General features: G+C 36.0%; 24 protein-coding genes and 1 pseudogene. 9 read left to right on the forward strand and 16 right to left on the reverse strand.

From position 1 onward, the window contains the following. Positions 1-189 precede the first annotated feature (189 nt). Positions 190-501, reverse strand: a complete 312-nt coding sequence (gene yciH, locus VSAL_RS19355) for a stress response translation initiation inhibitor YciH (protein ID WP_012551951.1) — start codon at positions 499-501, stop codon at positions 190-192. 43 nt (positions 502-544) lie between these two features. Continuing rightward, complete coding sequence (locus tag VSAL_RS19360) at positions 545-895, reverse strand: DUF3319 domain-containing protein (RefSeq protein ID WP_012551952.1); 351 nt, start codon at positions 893-895, stop codon at positions 545-547. A 164-nt stretch (positions 896-1059) separates the two neighbouring features. Here VSAL_RS19360 and VSAL_RS19365 point away from each other — a divergent pair, with 164 nt between their 5' ends. Further along, positions 1060-1977 (forward strand): tyrosine-type recombinase/integrase, encoded by a 918-nt coding sequence (locus tag VSAL_RS19365; RefSeq protein ID WP_012551953.1) that lies wholly within the window; start codon positions 1060-1062, stop codon positions 1975-1977. Between the two features lie 15 nt (positions 1978-1992). On the opposite strand, the gene VSAL_RS19370 is transcribed toward VSAL_RS19365, so the two are convergent. Next, positions 1993-2985, reverse strand: coding sequence for a D-alanine--D-alanine ligase (locus VSAL_RS19370; protein ID WP_044583653.1), 993 nt, complete (start codon positions 2983-2985; stop codon positions 1993-1995). Positions 2986-3034: 49 nt separating this feature from the next. Then, entirely contained in the window at positions 3035-3592 is a 558-nt protein-coding gene (locus VSAL_RS19375; RefSeq protein WP_012551955.1) for an SPOR domain-containing protein, read from the reverse strand. Positions 3593-3835: 243 nt separating this feature from the next. Here VSAL_RS19375 and VSAL_RS19380 point away from each other — a divergent pair, with 243 nt between their 5' ends. After that, complete coding sequence (locus tag VSAL_RS19380; protein ID WP_012551956.1) at positions 3836-6520, forward strand: bifunctional acetate--CoA ligase family protein/GNAT family N-acetyltransferase; 2685 nt, start codon at positions 3836-3838, stop codon at positions 6518-6520. Positions 6521-6776: 256 nt separating this feature from the next. Here the strand turns inward: VSAL_RS19380 and VSAL_RS19385 are convergent, their stop codons facing one another. The 3 genes from VSAL_RS19385 to VSAL_RS19395 form a co-directional block, all read right to left on the reverse strand. Beyond that, the gene (locus VSAL_RS19385; protein WP_044583579.1) at positions 6777-8339 is read right to left on the reverse strand and encodes a diguanylate cyclase domain-containing protein; all 1563 of its coding nucleotides are present in this window, start codon (positions 8337-8339) and stop codon (positions 6777-6779) included. Between the two features lie 3 nt (positions 8340-8342). Then, a complete protein-coding gene (locus VSAL_RS19390) occupies positions 8343-9224 on the reverse strand; it encodes an IS982-like element ISVsa6 family transposase (protein WP_012548944.1) in 882 nt (293 codons plus the stop codon). Between the two features lie 77 nt (positions 9225-9301). Then, positions 9302-9736, reverse strand: coding sequence for a CHASE sensor domain-containing protein (locus tag VSAL_RS19395; protein WP_044583580.1), 435 nt, complete (start codon positions 9734-9736; stop codon positions 9302-9304). Positions 9737-10228: 492 nt separating this feature from the next. On the opposite strand from VSAL_RS19395, the gene VSAL_RS19400 reads away from it, so the two are divergent. Further along, on the forward strand, positions 10229-10456 hold the full coding sequence (locus tag VSAL_RS19400; protein WP_012551958.1) for a hypothetical protein: 228 nt from the start codon (positions 10229-10231) through the stop codon (positions 10454-10456). Between the two features lie 29 nt (positions 10457-10485). On the opposite strand, the gene mog is transcribed toward VSAL_RS19400, so the two are convergent. The 7 genes and pseudogenes from mog to VSAL_RS19430 all read right to left on the reverse strand — a co-directional run bounded on the left by mog (position 10486) and on the right by VSAL_RS19430 (position 15988). Beyond that, the gene (mog, locus tag VSAL_RS19405; protein WP_044583654.1) at positions 10486-11019 is read right to left on the reverse strand and encodes a molybdopterin adenylyltransferase; all 534 of its coding nucleotides are present in this window, start codon (positions 11017-11019) and stop codon (positions 10486-10488) included. A 71-nt stretch (positions 11020-11090) separates the two neighbouring features. Continuing rightward, a pseudogene (locus tag VSAL_RS19410) lies at positions 11091-12321 on the reverse strand (conjugal transfer protein TraF). Positions 12322-12482: 161 nt separating this feature from the next. After that, a complete protein-coding gene (locus tag VSAL_RS23020) occupies positions 12483-12638 on the reverse strand; it encodes a YoaH family protein (protein ID WP_173362151.1) in 156 nt (51 codons plus the stop codon). Then, positions 12635-13537 (reverse strand): DUF2861 family protein, encoded by a 903-nt coding sequence (locus VSAL_RS19415; protein ID WP_012551961.1) that lies wholly within the window; start codon positions 13535-13537, stop codon positions 12635-12637. The genes VSAL_RS23020 and VSAL_RS19415 overlap by 4 nt, the downstream gene beginning before the upstream one ends. 1 nt (position 13538) lies before the next feature. Then, positions 13539-14198 (reverse strand): response regulator transcription factor, encoded by a 660-nt coding sequence (locus VSAL_RS19420; RefSeq protein ID WP_017023207.1) that lies wholly within the window; start codon positions 14196-14198, stop codon positions 13539-13541. Next, positions 14173-15636 carry a sensor histidine kinase VxrA gene (vxrA, locus tag VSAL_RS19425; RefSeq protein ID WP_407921301.1) on the reverse strand — a complete coding sequence of 488 codons (1464 nt, stop codon included), beginning with the start codon at positions 15634-15636 and terminating at the stop codon, positions 14173-14175. The genes VSAL_RS19420 and vxrA overlap by 26 nt, the downstream gene beginning before the upstream one ends. Before the next feature lie 100 nt (positions 15637-15736). Then, positions 15737-15988 carry a hypothetical protein gene (locus VSAL_RS19430; protein WP_044583581.1) on the reverse strand — a complete coding sequence of 84 codons (252 nt, stop codon included), beginning with the start codon at positions 15986-15988 and terminating at the stop codon, positions 15737-15739. Between the two features lie 118 nt (positions 15989-16106). Here VSAL_RS19430 and VSAL_RS19435 point away from each other — a divergent pair, with 118 nt between their 5' ends. After that, positions 16107-17078 (forward strand): coproporphyrinogen III oxidase, encoded by a 972-nt coding sequence (locus tag VSAL_RS19435; RefSeq protein WP_231850927.1) that lies wholly within the window; start codon positions 16107-16109, stop codon positions 17076-17078. Between the two features lie 52 nt (positions 17079-17130). Here the strand turns inward: VSAL_RS19435 and VSAL_RS19440 are convergent, their stop codons facing one another. Further along, positions 17131-18840 (reverse strand): SgrR family transcriptional regulator, encoded by a 1710-nt coding sequence (locus VSAL_RS19440; protein ID WP_012551965.1) that lies wholly within the window; start codon positions 18838-18840, stop codon positions 17131-17133. A gap of 129 nt (positions 18841-18969) precedes the next feature. On the opposite strand from VSAL_RS19440, the gene VSAL_RS19445 reads away from it, so the two are divergent. The 4 genes from VSAL_RS19445 (at position 18970) to ppnP (ending at position 21004) form a co-directional block, all read left to right on the forward strand. Then, positions 18970-19767, forward strand: coding sequence for a helix-turn-helix domain-containing protein (locus tag VSAL_RS19445; protein ID WP_012551966.1), 798 nt, complete (start codon positions 18970-18972; stop codon positions 19765-19767). A gap of 67 nt (positions 19768-19834) precedes the next feature. After that, positions 19835-20389, forward strand: a complete 555-nt coding sequence (locus VSAL_RS19450) for a substrate-binding domain-containing protein (RefSeq protein ID WP_231850928.1) — start codon at positions 19835-19837, stop codon at positions 20387-20389. Beyond that, positions 20383-20652 carry a substrate-binding domain-containing protein gene (locus VSAL_RS23995; protein WP_231850929.1) on the forward strand — a complete coding sequence of 90 codons (270 nt, stop codon included), beginning with the start codon at positions 20383-20385 and terminating at the stop codon, positions 20650-20652. The genes VSAL_RS19450 and VSAL_RS23995 overlap by 7 nt, the downstream gene beginning before the upstream one ends. A 70-nt stretch (positions 20653-20722) precedes the next feature. After that, positions 20723-21004, forward strand: coding sequence for a pyrimidine/purine nucleoside phosphorylase (ppnP, locus tag VSAL_RS19455; RefSeq protein ID WP_012551967.1), 282 nt, complete (start codon positions 20723-20725; stop codon positions 21002-21004). 106 nt (positions 21005-21110) lie between these two features. Here ppnP and VSAL_RS19460 read toward each other — a convergent pair whose 3' ends face one another. Continuing rightward, the gene (locus VSAL_RS19460; RefSeq protein WP_085941881.1) at positions 21111-22448 is read right to left on the reverse strand and encodes a DEAD/DEAH box helicase; all 1338 of its coding nucleotides are present in this window, start codon (positions 22446-22448) and stop codon (positions 21111-21113) included. A 177-nt stretch (positions 22449-22625) separates the two neighbouring features. On the opposite strand from VSAL_RS19460, the gene VSAL_RS19465 reads away from it, so the two are divergent. Next, positions 22626-23453 (forward strand): DUF2797 domain-containing protein, encoded by an 828-nt coding sequence (locus tag VSAL_RS19465; protein ID WP_012551969.1) that lies wholly within the window; start codon positions 22626-22628, stop codon positions 23451-23453. Positions 23454-23470 lie beyond the last annotated feature (17 nt).

The following is a 23470-nucleotide window of genomic DNA, read 5'->3' on the forward strand; positions in this document are numbered from 1 at the left end:
TATGTTAAATAGGGTTTGAAGTTACTGTATGGAACATCATCTACCTGCTTTCTCTACCCTATAACATCCCAATGTTCATAACCAAGCTATTTAACTATAATCGTATTTACCATAAAATAGCTAATAATCATTAAATAATACTTCGTATCTATCTATCGATTATTAGCTTGTTGCTAGCTACGGATTATTTTAACCGCCAGCTAATTTAACGGTATGTCCTTGCTTAGTTAAAAACTCTTTAATCTTTTCACGATTATCGCCTTGGATCTCAATATCACCATCTTTAACCGCGCCACCGCAACAACATACTTTTTTTAATTGAGCTGCTAATAACTTCAATTGAGCATCTTCCATATCTAACCCAGAAATAATACAAACCCCTTTACCTTTCCGGCCTTTAGTTTGGCGTTGTACACGAATAATTCCATCACCTTTAGGGCGTTCTTGTTTAGGTTCTTCTTGTTTAATGCGGCCGATATCTGTTGAATATACTAAAGACATAATAATCTCGATATGAATAAATTCGTAATAGACTGATTGTAAATTATTTTACTCGTTTATCCAAAAAGGTTTTTATTGCTTTGATACTGCCTTTTGCTAATTTACCCTGGTACAGGCAATACCATTCCTTCATTTCACCAGTGTCATTTTTTAAAGCATAACCTTTATATTCTTCTGTTTGAGTTTTGCTTTTTTTCTCATTGAGAGTCGCTTCACCCATATCACCGAATTCTTTCGGTTGAATAATAGAGCCGGTTTCATTCCACCAATCAATGCTTTTCTTTACTGCACTTAAGTGGCCTTGTAGCACTTTATTTTTAATCAAGACCTTCCAACCATCAGGGATTCCTGTTTTGTTCTCAATGAAAAATCCTCTGTATAATGATTTATGCATACTCATTACTCTTGTTTGGATATTGATGATAATTTATAGATTAAGCATCTAATAAATAGTGCCTTTTTTCTAGTTAAAATACATTAAAAACTGAGAACCGTGATCTTATGTGGATTAAACTATCGTGTTATAGTGCATTAGGTTAGTTACTAAAGGTAAACATCATGAATACCGTTACTTTTTTAAATGGTGAATTAACAATTCAAGAATTACAGTCAATATTGAAAAAAGACTATTCAGATAATAGTTTAGTCTCATTTAAAAATGATTGGGTTAATTTTGTTCATTTTTGTCAACTTCATCAAGTGAATGCTCTACCGGCCTCGACTACTGCGATTCGTATATTTATAGAGAAACAAGCGAAAGAAAAGAAAATGTCTTCTATTCGTCGGTCATTAATTTCAATTTCTCATATTCACATCGCGTTTGAATTTAACGATCCAACAAAAAATGCACAAGTTAAAGCCTCCCTTGGAAGCATTAGGCTGGCAAAAAAAGATGACAGTAAACAGACCGAAGGAATAACATCTCAAATGCTGAAGAAATTAGAGTATCAGCTTTCTGAGTCAGTTGAATTGAAAGACATTCGTGACCTAGCGATCTGGCATTTAATGTTCGAATTATTATTAAAACGCGGGGAACTTAGAGACTTGAAAGTTACGGACGTTAGTTTTAATGATGAAGGTTTGGGCTTGATTAAAATGAAAGAATATTATTATCCGCTTTCAATCAAAATAAGTCAGTTACTAACTAAGTGGTTAGAAGCATCACAAATTCTAGAGGGTTACCTATTTCGCTCAATGGATCGTCATGAAAACCTCTCATTAAACCATCTCAATGATTCTTCGATTTATCGTATCTTTAGACGTGCGAATATATTATTAAATCATACGGTTAATTTCTCAGGCCTTTCTGCTCGTGTTGGGGCAACAAAAGAACTATCAAAGAAAGGATATTCAATTCAAGAGATTCAAGAAATGGGTCGTTGGATAAGCCCTGCGATGCCGAATCAATATATAGGTCAAACTAAGCGCTCTGAAGAGCAGAAGAAAACATTTCAAACAAAAAAAAGCCCGATATAAATCAGGCTATTTGTTTTATTTTAATGCGTTCAGTATGGCTTTTTGCAAGAAGGTTTTAAAGCAATGGCCATTATGTTCTAACAATTTTGGAAACATTGAGATTGGTGTCATACCTGGAAAGGTATTCACTTCATTCAAGTATATTTCGTTTTCATCGGTAAGAAAAAAATCAATACGAGATAAGTCTTTCAATTTCATTTGAGTGAATACTTTTCGACTGTATTTATTGATTAACTCGATTTGTTCTTCAGTTAAATTCTTAGCGTCTAATGTTGTGGTTGAATGACTACCACTGCCATATTTTTCTTCATACGTATAGAAAGCACCATCAGGAGCAGTAACTTCACCAGGTAAAGTAGTATAAAGTTCGCCATCAATTTCATAAGCTGAAACTTCAAGTTCTCTTGGTTTGACTGCTTTTTCTACTAATACTTGCTCTGAGTAAGTGAATGCATTGTTTACCGCTTCAACTACTTGTTCTTTTGACGTTACGTGGTAACAACCAACAGATGAACCTTGGCATGCGGCTTTGACAAACAAACTGCCCCATTGGTCAAAAGCAACCAATGCCTCATCATGGGTGGTTTGGTTGTTTTCAGTCAAAAATAAATACGGCGTATTTGGAATACTCAACGCGTCGTACCAAAGCTTCGATGTTATCTTATTAAAGCTGTTTGTACTTGCTTCTGCGTTACAACCTAAATAAGGAATTGAAAACATATCAAGCATTGATTGGATATCGCCTGTTTCACCAGGGTAACCATGGATACAGGGAACTACATAATCAACAGGGGCTGTCGCTTCATTATTACAAAGTAACGTTTTGTCTGAGCGTAATTCATATTTCAAACCAGATTCAATATGAAACCAACTGCCATCTTTAATCTCAAGATGTGTGATTTGAAATGTATTGAGTTCAGACAGTTGTTGGGCTATATAATTGGCAGAAACCAATGAAACTTCATGTTCAGTACCGCTACCGCCACAAAGTAAAAGAATGTGAGTCATAATATCTTCTGCAAAAAGAAAAGGTGCAATTAACTGCACCTATTTAAAATTAATTTAATTTATGTAATTCAGGGTTTTCTGAATTTTTAATACTTTTAATACTACGAACAAAAGGACCATAAGCCTGAATCTCAGCAGGTAGCTGTTTTATGGCTTCTCGTGCTTCTGCCGGTGTAGAAAAGTCACCATATAAAATAGTATACCAAGGCATGTTGTTTACTGTTTTTCTATTCATCCATACTGGTTGTTCACCCTGCAATTTTGCAGCGTATGAAGATAAATCTGTTTTACGGCTCAACGCTAGGATTTGAAGTGTATACCCATAACGGTTATTCATTTCATCTTGCTTTGATGTAGGTGGTAAAATTTTCACTGCGTTGTCAGATGATTCAACTACCGCATCTTCAGGTGTCAATTTTACTACTGGTTTCTCAGTCTCAGAGGCTACTGTAATTTCAGTCTCATCAAATGTTGTGTCTTCTTGCTCAATCGGTTGAGTAACTTGATACACTTCTTCTGATGAATCCGTTGTAATATTTGTTGTGTACGAACTGCTAGTACACCCGGCAAGTAGCGCGGTTAACGTAATCGGAATGATTCTTTTCATTTTAAATTCACATATATAGTCATGCTGATGCCTTAATTCTGCACTTGATGCTACTCACAATCAAGTACAAACCATAAAACCACTTAAATAACTGTTATCTTTGTGCTCAACACCAAGAAATACCTTGGTGTTAACTAAAATTAAGTCCTTTTTGTGCGCTATCTTTTGTTTATTCACATTAAGACAGTCAAATCAAATTTACTCAGCTATCTTATTCTTTATAAAGAAATAAAAGGAGTAAACATGTCGGATTTGAAACAGCTTTTACGTCCTCAATCAATTGCCGTTATTGGTGCTTCTATTCACTCTAATCGAGCTGGACATATTGTCATGAGAAACCTTTTAGAAGGTGGATTTGATGGTCCTATAATGCCTGTACATCCGAGTTATAAATCCGTGTGTGGGATTCTCGCTTATGATTCAATAGAAAAGCTCCCGATTACCCCTGATTTTGCGGTGCTTTGTACAAGCTCTCAACGGAATATAGCGTTGCTTGAAGCATTAGGGAGGAAAGGCGTAAAATGCGTTATTATTTTATCCTCTGATATGAATTTACACTCCAATGGCATTGGCGAGCCATTACCATTTCAAGCATTACGTATCGCAACCAAATATGATATGCGTATTTTGGGGCCAAATAGCCTTGGGATTATTCTTCCTTGGATAAACCTAAATGCTTCATTTTCACCTATTAATGCCAAAAAAGGGAACATTGCTTTTATTTCTCAATCAGCTGCGGTATGTACAACGATATTAGATTGGGCCAATGAGAAAAACATTGGATTCTCTGCGTTTGTTTCACTGGGAGATGGGCTTGATATTGATTTTAGCGAGCTACTTGACACGCTTTGCACTGACTCTAAAACAGAAGCTATCTTACTTTATATCGATTCAATCAAAGACGCTCGACGCTTTATGTCTGCTGCAAGGGCCGCGGCAAGAAATCGCCGTATATTGGTAGTTAAAAGTGGGCGATCTGTCGCTGGAAGTGAAGCGGCTCAATTGCACACTCATGGCGAGATAAGTTTAGATGCTGTTTATGATGCAGCAATAAGACGCGCAGGTATGCTTCGAGTATCGAATACTCATGAATTGTTCGCTGCGGTTGAAACGCTTGCACACCCTATTCCTTTTCGAGGTCATCGCCTCGCGATTGTCACAAATGGCGGTGGTCCCGCAATTATGGCAGTAGATAGCCTGATGCAGCAAGGAGGACAGTTAGCCAATCTAAGTGAGAAACTGATATCTCAATTAAATGATGTATTACCTCAAAATTGGTCCCATTCAAACCCTATTGATATTGGTGGAGATGCTGATGAAAAACGATATTGTGATGCGGTTAATGCCGTATTAGATAATGAAGATTGTGATGCACTTTTAATTATGCACAGCCCCTCTGCCGTTTCTAATGCAGAAAAAACAGCCAAAACGTTGATCAAATTAATTCGCGATCATAAAAGAAAGACTCATTTCACTATTTTGACCAATTGGTCTGGAGAAACCTCTTCTAAAGAAGCCCGTTTATTGTTTACAGAAGCGGGAATACCAACATATAGAACTCCTGAAAGTGGTGTCTCTGCATTCTTGCATCTTGTTGAATATCATCGAAATCAAAAATTACTGATAGAAACACCCGTTTCATCCGGCCATATCAGTAAACACGATGCCATAATGGCAAGAAAGTGGTTAGATAACTGCGTAACTAAAAATATTGTTAGTTTAGATACTCATGAAGTTCAAACGCTTTATGAATGTTATGGATTTAAAACGCTTGATACTTGGATCACTGAAGAACCAGTAGAAACGGCCTATGTCGCCGATAAAATTGGTTACCCTGTTGCTGTAAAATTAAGATCTCCAGATATTGCCCATAAGTCCGATGTTCAGGGGGTTATGTTGAACTTAAAGACACGTGAAGAAGTGATTAACGCAGCTCAATCTATAATAGACAGAGTATCGCTAAGCTACCCAGCAGCAAGAGTTTCAGGTTTAAGCGTGCAGAAAATGGCCACTCGTTCTGGATCTCAAGAATTACGAATTAAAGTGTGTCAAGATCCCGTCTTTGGTCCTGTGATCTTATTAGGGGAAGGTGGATCTGAATGGGATCTCAATAATAATGCGGCGGTTGCCCTGCCTCCATTAAACATGGCTCTTGCTGAGAACTTAATTAAATACGCCATTAAAGAAAACATTATTCAACATAGAAATACACCAAACAAAATGAGTATCTTTGACTTGAGTGCCTTTCTTGTTCGCTTATCCCAAATGGTACTCGATTGTCCTGAAATTGTAGAGTTAGATATCCATCCTTTGCTTATTTCTGGAATGGATCTGACAATTGTTGATTCATCAATGAAAGTTCAACATTTTAGTGGAGATATTCATAAACGTCTCGCAATTCGACCTTATCCAAATGAGCTTGAAGAATTTGCGAAATTGAAAGATGGCTCAAGCGTTTTACTTCGCCCTATTCTTCCTGAAGATGAACCGAAACATGCACACTTCATTTCTCTAGTTTCTCATGACGATTTATATAAACGTTTCTTTTCTGAGGTCGGTGAGTTTAATCATGAAGCTCTCGCGAATTTTACTCAAATTGATTACGATCGTGAAATGGCTTTTGTTGCCACAAAACAGATTGATGGTGAAGAAGTCATTTTAGCTGTCGTTAGAGCCCTTTCTGATCCAAACAATGTGAATTCTGAATTTGCAGTCTTAGTGAGATCAGATTTAAAAGGGTTAGGATTGGGCAAGATACTCATGACTAAAATTATTAATTACAGTAAACAGCATGGAACGAGAATAATGACGGGTATGACAATGCCTTCTAATCAAGGAATGATCGGTCTTGCCCAGTCTTTTGGATTCTTGATTGATGTTCAGATGGCTGATGGTGTTGTTGATATGACATTAAATTTGCAGAGATAAAAATAAAAAACCAAGATAAATTAACTATTTATCTTGGTTTACAATAGATATAAAAATGTGTTTTAAAGGGATATCTATATTATTTTGATTGCTCTTACTTTTCTTTTTTTACCATAATTGCGCCCGCGATGACAAAAGCAACCAATAATAAAATTTCCATTACATAATCCTATTTAGCTTAAAAGTGAATGACAGCTTAATATAACATTTTAAATAATAAGTTAAATAGCTTTTACTCAAATTTGTTAAGTTTTTGTCACATAATATGAAATGCGTAACGCCCTTTTCCTGAAAGCTTTGCTTCATACATCGCACGATCAGATTCTTTTAGCAATTTATCCAGATTTCTGTTTTCTTGATAAGTTGCGATGGTAATACCAATGCTTGCTCCTACAAATAAAATGGTTCCTTGATGATATATAGGTAACTGGATTGAAGTGATGACTCTATCAGCCAATTCAATTAACTGATTTTTATCGATTACAGGATTAATGAACAAGACAAATTCATCTCCGGCAAGTCGACATGCTATGTCTTTAGCTCTGACCATATTCTCTAATCTTTTTGCGATTACTCTTAATACTTCATCACCAGCATCATGCCCGTAAGTATCATTGATATGTTTAAAACCATCAAGATCAAGATAACATAACCCTACATCACCATCAATCATAAGTGATTGATTAGCCTCATTATAAAACTTAGAACGATTAGGAAGTCCTGTTAATAAATCATGATGTGCTAGATGATCTAAGCGTTCTTTTTCTTTTATGTCGGATAAATTAGTAAAAATGAAAATATAACTTTCTTGATCATGTTGTTCGTCGTCTAGAATCTTGCATGCCTTTATATAAAGAGGTAATTTCACCCCAAATTTATTGGTTTCTAACACTTCACCATGCCATTGCCCAAATTTATATAAAGACTCTATAATCAAATTTGTTAACGTCGTGAAGAGATAATTATCAAATAGAACTTTCATGGATAAATCGCTTAACTCCCTCATCTCATAACCAAACATCTCCGTAAATGCTGGATTCATCAGCGTTAAGTTCCCTTTGACATCAAAAATAAGAATACCGTCTTGGCTGTTTTTAAATACATTCGCCGCTAATTTTTGCTGAGTACGACTTTTAATTGCTTCTGTTACATCCATGATAGAAAATAACAATTCGTTTTTATTTGCTAATATTCTAGTCGTTATTTGTAATGCACTTCCACTCGTTGTTTGGATTAATACGTCATCTACTTCGGTGCAATTTTCAATAATAGTTAGAAGCGTTTTACTTTCTACCGGCTTAACAATGTCTAAAAAATACTGATCGACTAAATGATGATATGTCATTGTCGAAAATAATCTTTTTGATGCATCATTTGATAAAAGTATTTTCCCTTGTCTATCCACGGCAAACAATCCATGTTGCACAGCGGTAATGATTTGCTCTCCAAAATCCCTTTCTTGCTCTACTTTATTTAAAACAAAACTGAGCTGTTTTTGTCGCTCTTCTAATCTATCCGCCATTTTGTTAAATGATAAAGTTAGGTCACCGACTTCATCATGAATAGTTACAGAAGGTCTGGAAGTAAACTCTCCACGATTTATAATCCCTTGCATCGCTTTATTTAAATTCGTTACTGGGGTAATTATCCATTGTTGAATTTTTACAATAAAAAGATACCCACAAACAATAATTAAACCAAACATAGTAAACGAAATATTTAAGGCTTCATCTCGTGTCCTATTTAATTCATCTTTGGATGCAATTAATCGTATACTTGCTATTTTTTCATTATTTAACCTGAATTCTGGATAAAACATGCTTTAAGCGAGGATTAGTTCAAATTCACATTCTGATAGCTTAATTCGTGGCTTTTGTTTTTTTAAACAATAAGCCACAACGCCTGAAATTACATTTAGCATGAAACCAGTCACGCTACGATGACGGCTATGTTCAATTTGAGAGATATTCTTCAATTGGTCATTTATCGTTTCGATAATGTATCTCTTTGATAACATAGCCTTATCAAAAGCACTTATCTCTTTTGCTTTCATGTTTTTTCGCGAGGTAGTCACTAAATCGACATCAGAGTTCTTTAAGCTCTCACTCAACTTTTTACCTATGTACCCTTTATCAGCGTACAATTTCCCCGAGAGTTCTTTGCATAAATCAGGTACAGGAGTCCTATCATTTACATTGCCAGCTGTGATTTTCAGCGAAATAATTTCTCCAAGATGGTTAATCAATAAATGAAGTTTGAAGCCGAAAAACCATCCCATGGTACCTTTTCCTCTTTTCGCAACACCATCAAAGACTTTATGGCGAGGAATTCGAATGTTATGGCATACTTTAAGACTCGTGGAGTCAACAAAAGCAATGCCAGTCGGCTTACCTTTGATAGATTGAAAATAGGCACACATTGGGGCGATTAGGCTAGGCATTTTGCTCACAAATCGAGTGTAGCTAAGTAAATTTGGAAAGTATCCTTTCCAATATTGATGAACTAACCCGATATAGAAGTTCTTGAAATCTCTATGATTTGATTGATGAAAAGCGATGACAATAGTCATACATTCACTAGTAGACATTACTGACTGACGTTTTCTTTTTCTCTCACTAGCCTCAACAAGGTATTTTTCCCATTGAGATAAGAATTGATAACAAAAATCATCGACATCACAAAATATATCAACTAATTTATTCATCTTGCCCACCTTTTAAAATACGTTCAAATAATTCTTGGTCGAAAGATCTGATCGTTAGGTGGGCAATTAGTTCAGCCTTATCCAGAATTCAGGTTATTTAATAACACAGGCATAAAAAGGTAAACTGAATGGTCTCCAATAGCAAAGCCATCCACAGAGATACGACGCTGTAACTCTTTATTTGGAGCTTGGGCAACCTGATTGTTTTTTCTATATTCAGCAAATGGCGCTCCGTCATTTTTAAGTAGTAATACTTGTAGAATTTCACTGTCTGCACTGAAAGCATGAAGAACTTTTGTGGCTGCAATATCATCATTAAGCCATAAGGATGATTGTAAATTAACGCCAACACCATTGCCTAATACTTTAATTCGATTAATTAAGTTATCTTTTTGTATATTATAGGTATTAACGTAATGATAGCCCTGAAAAACAACAAATAGAATTATTGTAAATGCAATGATTGGAAATGATAATTTCTGCCTTAACGAGGCTTCCTCTATCCATTTCATTTATTATGCCCCCGTTTTATGATGCGTTCCCTTTGGTGCTGAGCCGTTTCTTTAACTAATGAAAACCAAGGGGTATTCGTATGCATTATATAAAATATACCTGAATCGTAGGGAAAAACAGAAAAGTAAAAATGGGTTCTTTTATGACACTTAATAATACTCGTATTTATCAGTACACTGGTGAATAACAATGATACATAGCATCCAAATAATTTTGTATTTATATAAAGATCTACCATTGATAATCGCTTATGTTTTTCATATTCATAATACACAGTTCATAATTAATGAAGTATAACTTGAAATACTCTATACGGTTATAATGACAGTTAAAAATAGCTTACAAAGTGATCCACATAACACTTATATTATTGTTAATTACTTAAGTACTCTTTAATTAAAGAGGTAATTCTAAAACTTACACATATTAGCCCACCTTTCCCTAATTGTGGGTAGACTATGTAATATTCATTACTTTAAAGGGGAATAAATATGAAGATTATTGGTTACATTTTAATTTTTTTGCTGTTTTCACCAAACATACATTCAAAATCGATGGCTAAATACTATAAGTATCATCAACCTAAAGGATGTGAAACCTTAAACCGTTCATTATCACATGTGAATAAATTACTCAGTTTTAGTGATGGAAAGGAATACAAAGAAAAGTTAAAAGAGAAAAAAGCACTAATTAAGTTGAGAAAAGAGAAAGGATGTTAAAAAGCCAACTCGAGTGAGTTGGCTTTTTTTTATTTAGCTTTTGGACGAAACGGTTTGATTACGTCTTGATTACATTCAAGAAATGGACCTTCCATTAAATCAATACAATATGGTATTGCAGGGAACACGGCGTCTAAACATTCACGAATAGATTTAGGCTTTCCTGGTAAATTAACAATTAATGAATCTTTACGTAAACCTGCTGTTTGACGAGACAAGATAGCGGTCGGAACAAACTTTAATGATTCGGCACGCATAAGCTCACCAAAACCAGGCATCATACGATCGCATACTGCTTCAGTAGCTTCTGGGGTTACATCGCGTTTTGATGGACCTGTTCCGCCAGTCGTCACGACTAGACAACAGTTTTCATTATCCGTTAATTCAATTAACGTTTTTTCAATGATATCTTGTTCATCAGGAATGACCACATACACGGGTTCCCATTCTGATGTTAAATAATCATTTAATGTTTCTATAATTGCAGGACCTGAAATGTCGTCATAAATACCAACGCTAGCACGGTCACTTACCGTTACGATGCCTATCTTTGCTTTTGCTATCATAATACAATTCTTATCTTAAGTAAGGTAACCCTATTATTACAAGTGGTTACCTATTTATCTAGTAAAGATTAGTATTCATAAGCCATATTAACCGAAACGCCATAAGTAGAGTCTTTTGAATAGATAGCCGCAAGATCTAAATGGAACATATTTAACGGTGAAAAACCAACACCAGCGGTTAATGCATCATCATAAGTACCAGCGAGGTCTTTCTTAAAACCGCCGCGTAATTGAATTTGATAAAGTAAATCAAACTCAACACCAACTCGTAACATTTGCATGTTGTCATCTAATTCTACAAATCGTTCTTGTTCATTAAGATCCACGTCAGCGGTTGAGACAAAGTAATTAGTCATAAAAGCAATACCTGCCGTATAAATAGGTTCCATCTTATACGTGTATTGTCTAAGACGTGTTTGCTTTCCTGGTCCGCCGGGTATAACTCGTATCTCCACTAAGTCTACCAATATCGGCATCAGTAAGCCCTACCGTTATAGACGTTTCTTTGGTTTGTATTTCTTGAGATATTAAATTTTTACCTGCTAGAGCAAAACGCCAAGGACCATTAAACCAAACAGTACCAACATCAAAATTTAAGTTAGTATCACCCGATTCATAGTTATCTTTCATATCCTTAAATTCAAAATCTACCGCTGACGCGCTGTAATTAAATGTATACGTTTTTTGAATTTTAGGTGAAATACCTACAGTAAAGTTTTGTCCTAAAAAGTTTGTGTAACCAGAAAAAGCAACACCAAACTCGGCAACACCGATTGCAGCTGCATCAACCGTGGCATAACTAATATCAAGTACATTCGCCATTGCTGAATCTATGCTTGAACCGTAATTTTGCTTTTCAACATCAGCAATAGAAACAGATTCTAATGTTGCCTTAGCAAAGAAATTCATAGATAAATAACGGTTAGGAATAGCGAAAGCAATCGCTGTACCCATCTGGATTTGTGCTGCGTCACCAGATAAATCGGCCAATGCTTGAGATGCTCCGGCAGTATCTAATTTATCGTAAGCTTTAACTAAATTGTCTAAATCATCAATCATGTTGTCTTTATCGACAACTTGAAGCCCAATGCTTGGTAACAATAAGCCAGCATCATCTTTACGGCTATAAATAGCGACGAGGGCGGGGTTATAAAAAACACCGGTTAAATAATCAGCAGAAGCAGTACCCGCTCCCCCCATCGCATCAATACGGCCATCAACATTAAAGTTGGTTGCTTGTACTTGACTCGACGCGAGTGCTGTACTCGAAAGTAAGCCAATTTTTATCCACTGTTTCATTTTTATAAACCTAAAATAATTAACTACTTATCTTATCGACACGTTGAATGATTACTTTAAGAAAAATAACGAAGTTTTATCAAAAAAATGACATGTTTAGAAAGGTCATTTCATAAAAAAGCCGAGATATCGTGTCTCGGCTTTATCTTTATTCTAATTGTTTATTTCTTTTGTTTTTCAGCTATCTCTGCACGGATTTGTTCCGCTACAATTTTAATGGCTTCGCCAGTACTGATGCCTTGACGCATCATTTCTTGAATTTTCTCAGCAGCTCTTTGTTGCTCTTCATGGGTTAACGTTGGTAAATCTGACATCAGTTACTCTCTACACTGTCTTCTGCACCGAAATTGATGACTTTTGTAATTGCTTGAATTTCTTGAATAGAAATCGGACCTTGAAATCGCTTATGGTTAAAAGAAACGCTTAAAATATAACTACCTGGTAGTACATTTGTTTCAGGTAAACTTTGCGGAAACCGCTCTTCATACAGATCTTCCCACAATTTAATATATTCATTATCTTGGTGGTCATAAATTCCGAGCGCCATCTCTGGTAATGGGCAATTTCTATTTAATAATCCCGTTTGAGTCGTTTTCCATTTTTCCTTACCTAACCAAGAGACTTCCATCTCCGTTTTGGGTGTATTAAGAACAATCCAAGTATCCCACTGAACATTAGGCTCATTAGAAACAATGGTCAATTTATATAAGCCATTTTTGACTCTATTATTCAATGACTCACTTAAATATGAATATTGATTAATATCGGTATTTTGTGTCGGGGTAACTGCTTTTGTTGGATTGATCAGTAACTCTTCTTCTGGCCATCGAACAAAAGACAATACTGCAATGTCTTTTTCACTATCAAATTGAATAAGTAATCTATGGTGTACTCGACCAGGGGTTTGAATAACCATTCGTCGAACACTTACCGATGTGAGCCAATGAGGGATCACTATCGTCGATAAATCTCGTCCACAATTCGACGAAATCGAAGCGCTCAACAATTTATCTATATTCTGCTTAATATTATCAGCCGTAGTATTTTGCAATACTTCAATAGCAGTAGAAAAACCTTTGGTTGCATTACCTTCTAAAAATTGTTTATGCGCACTTGAAAGTGCTGATTGGTCACTAAACCACGCAGCAGATTGACTCACATTACTGTGAGCTATACATAAAAAACCTAAAAGTAAAGCAACTTTTTTATTCAACATATTACGCTTTCATTTTGTAACCAACACCACGCAGGGTTTCAATTTCAATCCCTACAATTTTTTGACGAAGTTGGAGGATATGCGTATCAACCGTACGAGTTGTAGGGAAATGATTATAGCCCCACACTTGGTCTAACAACTCATCACGCGTAAACACTTTACCTAAGTTGGATGCTAAGAATAATAATAGATCAAATTCAGTGCGTGTTAACGTTACCGCGTCACTACCATTAATGACATCGCGCGTTGACGTATCGATTGAAAGTACACCAACAACCAACTGCGTTTTATTTTCAGCTTCTGATTCAGGAGAGCGTAAATGTGCACGTAAACGAGCAAGTAACTCAGCCTCTGCAAAAGGTTTTGTTAAGTAATCATTTGCACCTGAATCAAGACCCGTCACTTTATCTCTTATTGAAACAAGCGCAGTGAGTAAAATCACTGGTATGTCTTTAATTTGTTTCCATTCAGGTAACCAAGTTAAAGAATCACCTTCTGGTAACTGGCGATCAAGAATAACGATATCGGCCTCTGCCCAAAAACTTGATACATCCGTTGCATTATCAGAATGTATACAGTTATACCCAGCTTCTTCTAAACTGACCAATAGGCCATCAGCTAAATTTCGATCATCTTCAACAAGTAGGATTGTTTGTTTCACACGGTATCTCCAAAATAAATGTGGTTGGGGGTCCTTGCAATGTCATGCTTCCCCCCATTCTTTTTATCATTGACTCAACAATTGTTAGGCCTAAACCTAAGCCAGCTTTGCTCACAAATGGCGTTTTAAGTTCTTTCCAATTCGCTTTTGTTAAAGAGCCGCTATCAATGACTTCTATTCTTAATTTCTTTGGCTCCATTGTGACATTTAATATCACTGGTGGCACACCATATTTGTGCGCATTACTGATCAAATTATCAATACAATTACCTAGCCAATAAATATTTACCTTTACTGATGCATCATAGTTAATTTTAAAGGTGACAGCTTCTCTGTATTCTTCACAGCGATAACCTAGCCACTCCTCTACCGATGGGATCCACTCTGTAGAAAACCCTTTATCGTCAGATTGTAAATAATCTTTACTTGCCTCTGCTAATTGACGTAGTCGTCTTGAGTCTTCACATAAACGCCTAAACTCATCATATAAAGACTCTGGTAATGATTCAAATTGTCGCCTAAATCCTTCAACAGTCAATGCCAAACTTGCAATAGGTGTACGAAGTTCGTGCGTTAATATCTGAAGAACCAGCATTCGGCTTTTCATGTCTCTTCGTTTGCTGTTCCACTGAGAGATGCCCCAACCGATCGCCAAACATAAATTGATGAACACTAAACATAACACAACATAAGATAACGTTTGAGAATCACTTTTTTCTGTCCAACACACATTACCATTTCGGACATAGCAATTTGAATCTTGTTGAAATAAGGCCATTTCTAAATCAAATTTATTCAGGTTCTGTTCTTTTAGCTTCATTGGATAGAGATAATAACGACTTCCTTTTCTTATCCAAAGAAGCCCATCAGCAATAATGGTATCTGAGCCACTAATGATCGCTCGAATCGCATTGTCATCCATTGTTTGTAAGTGATGTAATAACGTGCCTTTTGGTGCAACTACTCGTTCTTTAATGTGCATAAACTTAGCCAATGAATCTTTACGAGAAGGATACATTTGTGCATAACGATAAGCATAAGAACCGCCACCAGGATGAATCATACCAGATCGTGCAAACCAACTTGTAGGCAATTTAATCCCTTGGCATAAGGCTCTAACAAGAACTAAAGGTTCACCTACTAATGGGCTAACCGGCCATGGGCCACTGCACTTATTCGCACTGTTATATAACTGTTTTATGTACTTAAAAGGGTATGACGCAGTTTGGGGTAATAAGGTGTCTGGAGACAATAAAACGGTTGGGTATTCCTTTTGAATCAAGCGTATATCATAAATTTCAACGGCGTCTTTTTTCTTAAATTCTTTTTTAAAGCTATCAATCTTATTTGCTAAGCTAGCGGCGTTTGATGAGAAACTTATCATCATAAGTATGAAGATAAAAAGACGTTGATATAACACTGTAAATCCCCTACTTATGGTTGTTAGCATTCACGATTGATATAAAGGCTAATCGAATCAGTATATTATAAATTGAATCGAATACGAATCTTTTCTTTTAATGAGACATCTGCGGCTTTTATTTCATTGACACTTTTCCACCGATGATTTTATATGCAGGCACTCCCCGAATTAACATTTCTCTAGCAAAAACTGCATTACAATGAGGGCACTCTCCAGCAACACGGGTAAAATTATCAACTATCCTCTCTACAAAGCATTTAACTAAGGCTCCTTTTCCTCCTTTCCTGTATTTATACAGTTTGGTTTTACATTTTATACAATAAATTTCAACCGTTTTAGACGGCCCTTTCTTATTTGGTTTTGCCATTTAGTCCTCTATAAATAATAGTGTGAAGTGAATTCATAAGAAGAAAATAAGAACAAAATACTCTACACTAACGGCGTAAATTAATTACCCATTATGAACTATGTCTACAGGATGTCACATGCGAAGCAATGCAACTAATGAAAAAGCTCAAGAAGTGTTAAGTCTACTGACTAAAGTACAAACTTATTTCAAAACTAAATTACTTAACGTTAGTGATAGCATAAATAGCAATACGACATTTAAAGAAGTGGAATGGTTAAGAGATGAAGGTCTGCACGGTGGAGGTATGCGCTTTGAAGCATTGCCCAATGGTATTTTTAATCGCGCGTCTATAAATGTATCGCAAATCCATTATGAGAACGACAACACAAAACACTATGATAGCGCAACGGCTCTTTCTACTATCATTCACCCTTCACTTCCCTTTGCACCTTCTATTCACATCCATATCAGCTGGACCACACATAAAGACGGTCAAAGCTATTGGCGTATTATGGCGGATCTCAATCCGTCAATCATAGATAAAGACGACAAAGAATATTTTGACCAAACATTAAAAGTAGCAGCCAAAGAAAACTATCTCTCTGGACGAAAATTGGGAAATACCTATTTCGATATCCCTGCGTTACAAAAACGCCGTGGCGTAAGTCACTTCTATTTAGAAGGATTTAATCCAACATCGGCAGATGGGAGTGAATTTGCGAACCAATTCGTAACTAAAGTCATCGATACTTACGTTCATATTCTCCAATCACATTTAGTATCAAAAAAAGAAACAACAGAAAAAGAACATCAATTACAACTTGATTATCATACGCTTTACTTCTATCAAGTATTAACTCTTGATAAAGGTACAACCGCAGGATTATTAGTTCATAATCAAAATGATGTCGGAACATTAGGTTCACTTCCTTCTCATCTAAATCGTGATTTATTAGCCTCTTGGCAAGCAAAAACACCGGCACCTTTAGATCACTTAGTTGGTAAATTGCTTGACGTATTACCAACAACATCTGTTTGTACGATTACTCCTGAAGTAAAAGCCGCTCTCGCCCAAGCAATTCGTACCTTTTACCAACCTAAGAAGTAACGTTCGCGTACTTAACGTAATAGTCCGTACTCAATGTATGAGTACGGACTATTTAGTTCATTTCCGGTTTAATCCACACTTTTTCGAAGTCAAACCAACCAAGTCCATTACAAGACGCATTTTGAATGCTATTTGTTGCATCTTCACTGATCCCCATCCATCCATGAAATAAAGGCGTTATCTGATTTGTTTCCACTAAATATCGACAAATTTGATTCACAGGGAAAGATTGATGTGGTTCTGATTGCCATTCTGATATCAATTGTGAAATATGCTCAAATTCATTTTTAGGCATTGCTCTTTCTATTTCATTAAAAGCAAATAACCACGACAATAGTGCTTCTGGTCTATTTGTTCCTAGACTCATACCGCGTAACCAAATATCAATGTGTACTGTACATTCGGAATCTAATAATTCCATCGTATCAAACTCTTTTATAACGAGTTTGATACCGTCCAATGCAAGACGTCTTTTAATAATAGCCCCAAGTAAAGGATAGAGAGGATGTTCTGTTTCATACCCTAATCTGACGACGCTTCCTTTTTCTGGTTGAAAAAAAGCGATTTTCTTTCTATTCAAACAATGCTGTAACCCAGGTAATAACCCGTAAGCGTTAAATAATCCAATACCATTCATATTCGCATTTTGTAATTCATTTAATAATAGTAACGGCGTAATGGTTTGCGATAAGTATTCTTTCCAATCCGAATTAACAGCCAATCCTGACTGACGATTTAATAGTAGATAAGTGCACCCTCTATCTGCATCTACTTGTTCACCATAACTAACAGAGTGATCCCCTTCAGAAACTTCAAAACCTAATTTCAATTGAATTGGTGCGATATTAGGTAACGTCCATACTTCAACAGAATCAATCAATGGTCTATAACCAAAGTAATGTTCATTTGCGATTAACGTGAGTTTTTTGTCTGAATTTTCACGGACCTTGTATGGCCCGGTTCCAATAGGAGAACGAGCATAGGTGATTGATTCATGAGCCGTATTTGGAATTATTTTCGCATTAAACTGAGTCAATTTACTATCAAAGTAATAATCGTCAGTCGTCAGAATGAAATCAACTACATTAAGATTTGGATTCGTGACCTCTTGTATGTGACTAAACACAAAATTAGACGATAATGCAAAAAATGTATCTTTAATATCCTGAAACGTTAATGGTTTTCCATCATGAAAAGCAATACTTGGTCTTAAGAAAAATCGCCAATGTGTTGGTGTTAACATATCCCAATGATGGGCAATATCACCCTCAATATCACCACGTTTATTTAATTGAGTTAATCCATTAAATAGTTGCTGCATTAAATGCTGCTCTGAACGACGAATTGCAAGAGATGGCATTAAGGTTTGTAACTGACGATAATAAGGAAGCTTAACAACTTGCTTTCCTTTTTCATGAGAAACCCCTAAAGCACCATGGATCAATTCAAGCAATACATCTTGATTGCCTTCTAAAATATCAAGAGCAACATCTAGCTTACCTTCATTTATGTATCTCTTCGCAAGCCCATAATTTACTGATTCAGGAGAAGAAAAGAATGCTAATGCTGAACTTTTTCCTCGTCCAACCGCAGGAGTCCATGAGATCCAACCTTCGTCACTCATTTTATTTAATACCATACGGGTATTACGTCGTGTACAGCAAAGCAAATTAGCTATCTCATCAATCTGTGTACCAGACGTATTATTAATATAGCGATCGTATAATTTATCAAATTGTTTCCGTAAACGAGGACTGCTCATAATACACCGATTGTTAATGTAGACTTAATCACGATAATTCAATCAATTATCGATACTGATGGCTAATAATCTTGATTTTTCAATAAGTAAGTTTACACTAAATATCGAACATATAAGAGGAAATTCAAGATGGTTCCAGTTCAATTACATGAATTCAATTCTCAAACGAGACGAAAATCAGATCGTTATCCAGTTGTTCGTAATGGCATTTTTATGATTAAATCTGGAGAACTAACCTATCAAGATAAAGTTGGTGAATCTATCATTTTAAAAAGTGGGGATTTCTTACTATACAGCTCTGATGATATATCCAAAATTGACCTTTCAACATCATCGGGGAATTTCCACGCAGAGTCTCTTGTTATTGATGTGTCCGTTGTCCAAAAATTTATTAGTTATATTAATACTGATGACCATTTTCGCTCCACTCGTGAGTCCTTCGTTTTCACACAAGAAAATACCTTTATTGTTAAACTGCTTTCTTTATTAAGAGAACAACTCGAAGGGCAACCCTCTCCTGAAACAATTGAATTTATGACGTTGGCAGTCTTAAGCGAAATGGTCAACCAACATCAAGAACTGTTAGATTTCATACACCGAATTTCTGTTTTAACCATATCTCAACAGCTAATCCGTTATGTCGAACAAAATATCGCTTCAGATTTAACCATTGATGCTGTAGCTCCTAAATTAGGTATGTCGGCATCAACATTAAAAAGAAAACTACAATCCGATAAATTGTCTTTTGCCAATCTAGTCAAAGTAAAACGAATTAATTATGCGGCAACTCAGCTTAGAGTGACAAAGAAAACGATCACAGAAATTGCTTACGAAACAGGATTTAAAACCGCCGCTCATTTCAGTACCACTTTTAAGGCAGTTAATGGTTCTACCCCTAAAGAGTTCAGAGAACAAATACAAGCTTAACTCTTTTTTGTCACAATGGTGTAACACTGCCGTTTTATCATGCTCTTTTTTCTAAATGGATAAAAATATGTTGAAAGCGCTCTCTTACACTTCACTTGTGGCAGGTATACTTCTTAGCTCAAGTTCATTTGCCGCGAATACGAATACCACAATTGCAGGTTCTACTTCTGTCTCTACCTTACTTGAACCTTTTATTGAGCAATACAATCAAACGTCATCTCATGAGATAGATCTTCAAAGTATCGGTTCTAGTGCTGGTATTAATATGTTAGTAAACAATACCGTAGATCTTGCTATTAGTTCTCGACAGTTATCAAGTTCAGAGAAAAGTACACTGTCTTCAAAAATAATCGCTTATGATGCTATCGCTATCGTCGTTCATCCTGATAATCCAATTACAACACTTTCTGCAGACAACATTTGGAAAATTTATCATGGTGATATTGCTAATTGGAAAGAATTAGGAGGTGAGGATAAGAAAATTGCCGTGATTACTAGAGAAATCGCATCTGGTTCTCGTTTTTCTTTTGAAAACCATTTAGGCCTAACACAAGAAGTGAATTCATTTACGGTATCTGATATTAGTGACCATGTATTGTTGTTAACAGCACAAGCATGGTAAAAAGCATCGTATCACGTAACCCTCATGCCATTGGTTATGTTTCTGCCGGTTCTATTGGCGATCTTGCCCAGCTTAATATCGTTAAGATTGATGGTGTTTTACCTACACCAGAGTCAATTATAAAGAACAAGTACCCTTTATCTCGCCCATTCTTGTTTGTATATAAAACAAATACTATTTCTAAAGAAGCAAATGATTTTATGGAATACATGCAAACGATTGGAACAAGTCAAAAAATTCAAGCGTTAGGTTACGTAAAATAATAAAACTAACAGTTGAAAAAATCACTTATATATCATATTGTCTGGTTGAATTTAATAACAAGGATGTAACATGTTAACCGTTAATAGTTATTTTGATGAAAGTGTAAAATCCATTGGTTTTGAGCAAAATAAAAACGCTATCTCTGTTGGTGTTATGTTACCAGGCTCGTATACGTTTGGTACAAATGCCGCAGAGAAAATGACTGTAGTGACAGGGTCACTTACAATTAAGCGTAGCTCTGATGCAGATTGGGTTACCTTTTCTTCGGGTGAATTTTTCTCTGTTGAAGGAAGCTCTTCTTTCGATGTTAATGTTGAAATTGAAACTGCTTACCTTTGCGAATATTTATAATATAAAACGTAAAGCATCTTGTGCTTATCAACGATGCTTTATTTAGAAATAAAAAAAGGCACAAGTAATTAGTTACTTGTGCCTTTTTTATCAAATCATTTAATGATTATTCATCATCAACAACAATTTGCTTTGGTTTTTTCTTTGGCATAAATACTTGCTCGCCTACAGCCACATTAGTGTGGAATGTGTTATCGCGTTTTTTCGATTTTTTAGGAGTATAAGAACCACGTTTTGCAGTCGTTTTCTTATCATCGCCTTTTTTCACAAATTCACGTTTATGTTTTGGCTTAAGACCTTTGAATTTACCTTTCAAGTCTTCGAATTCAGAGAACGCCAAGTCTTGTTGTAAAAATGTCTCTATACGCTTAAAGCTTTCCCAATCTTTTGGTCCGACAAGAGAAATTGCTGTCCCTTTCTTACCAGCACGACCAGTACGACCAACGCGGTGAACATACTCTTCCATATGCTTTGGCATATCAAAGTTGATAACGTGAGTTACACTGGTTAAATCTAAACCACGAGAAGCAACATCAGTCGTTACTAGGATTTTATGTGCACGACGTTCAAACTGACTCATAATATTATTACGAGCGGTTTGGTTCATATCACCACTTAATGCTACCGCTTTTAATTTACGTTCGTTAAGTAAATCAGTTAAGCGATCGGTATCTGCACGTGTTGCTGTGAATATCATGATTTGGAAGTATTTTTCCGTTTCAATGATTTTATCTAACAACGCTTGTTTATGATCTAAATGATCACACAAGTAGAAACTTTGCGTGATATCTGCATGCTGATCCGTTGATAAACCAACAGAAACAACTTTAGGATTATCTAGCATGTTGCCTGCAAATTTAGTCACTGCTTCATGGTCTAATGTTGCAGAGAACATAAGCGTTTGACGTCGACGGTGATTTGCTGCCGCATGAATTTTTTGTAAATGCTCAGCAAAACCTAAATCAAGCATACGGTCAGCTTCGTCAAGAATAAGCATTTCTAAACCATTCAAGAACAGAGATTGATGCTCAAGATGATCCGCTAAGCGTCCTGGTGTCGCGACAATAAATTTAGGGAATTTACGTAATGCGTTCACTTGGTCGTTAAAGTTTTCACCACCAGTGATCAATGCAGCATCGTACGTTAAACCACCTAACATTGCACGCAGGTGCATATACACTTGTTTTGCTAGTTCACGTGTTGGTGCTAAAATCACAGCACGAGGGTCATTCTTAGAGAATGATTTCGATTTAAGTGATTTATGAAGCATCGGTAATACGAATGCTAATGTTTTACCAGAACCCGTTTTAGACGACGCAAGAACATCCTTCCCTGCCATGGCAACAGGTACGGCTTTACGTTGAATTTCAGTTGGTTTTTTAATGTTTTGATGAGCGAGATTTTTTAATAGGCGATTATCTAAACCTAAATCTTTAAATTGCAAAAGCTGCCACTCCAATTTCGAGTATTATTGATGAATAACCAGTCAATCTGGTCTAATGCGGCGGATTATAGCATAAGTGTCGTTTATCCTTGCACATAAATCTTCATTTGAGCTCTTACAGTCTCTCATGACTTTGTTACAATGGTTTTAACCTAATAAGAAGAAAGTAGAAAGTTTATGAGCATTCAAATCACTGGAACACTAGCAAAAATGCGCGCGTCATTACTTGATGGTGCGGTTCAATATCGACTTCCTGTTGGTAATGAGGAAATAGAGCTTAATGCCTTCATCGGCCAAACATTAACTCTCACACATACAGGCAATATTTTTTGTTGTTCGTGCGGTAAGAAAACGAAAAAAAGTTACTCTCAAGGCCACTGTTTTCTTTGTATGAAGAAACTAGCAAGCTGCGACATGTGTATTATGAAACCAGAAACATGTCATTTCGCTGAGGGAACTTGCCGTCAACCTCAATGGGGCGAAGAAAACTGTTTTGTTGACCATTATGTTTATCTATCCAATACCTCTAGTCTAAAAGTTGGGATCACGCGTCATACTCAAATTCCAACTCGTTGGATTGATCAAGGTGCAACACAAGGGTTACCAATTGCGAAAGTAAAGAATCGATTGATTTCAGGTTTAGTCGAAATTGAATTAGCTAAATTGATTGCCGATAAAACAAATTGGCGCACGTTATTAAAAGGTAACAATAACCCCCTTGCTTTAAAAGAAGCCGCATTAGAGCTATTACCTCAAGTTGAAGAAGCCATCGCAAAAATTCAAGCTGAGCATGGTGACGATTCAGTGGAGTTATTGGATGAAAATATCTTAAACATTCGCTTTCCTGTTAACGAGTTCCCGGTCAAAATCATCAGTCATAATTTTGATAAGAATCCTGAAGTAACCGGTATCTTAAATGGCATTAAAGGTCAATATCTTCTGTTTGATACGGGTGTCATTAATATCCGTAAATTTGGTTCTTACGAAGTAACAGTGACAGCGTAACTAAAACGGCGTTTATT

The sequence above is a fragment of the Aliivibrio salmonicida LFI1238 genome (assembly GCF_000196495.1).
GTDB lineage: Bacteria > Pseudomonadota > Gammaproteobacteria > Enterobacterales > Vibrionaceae > Aliivibrio > Aliivibrio salmonicida.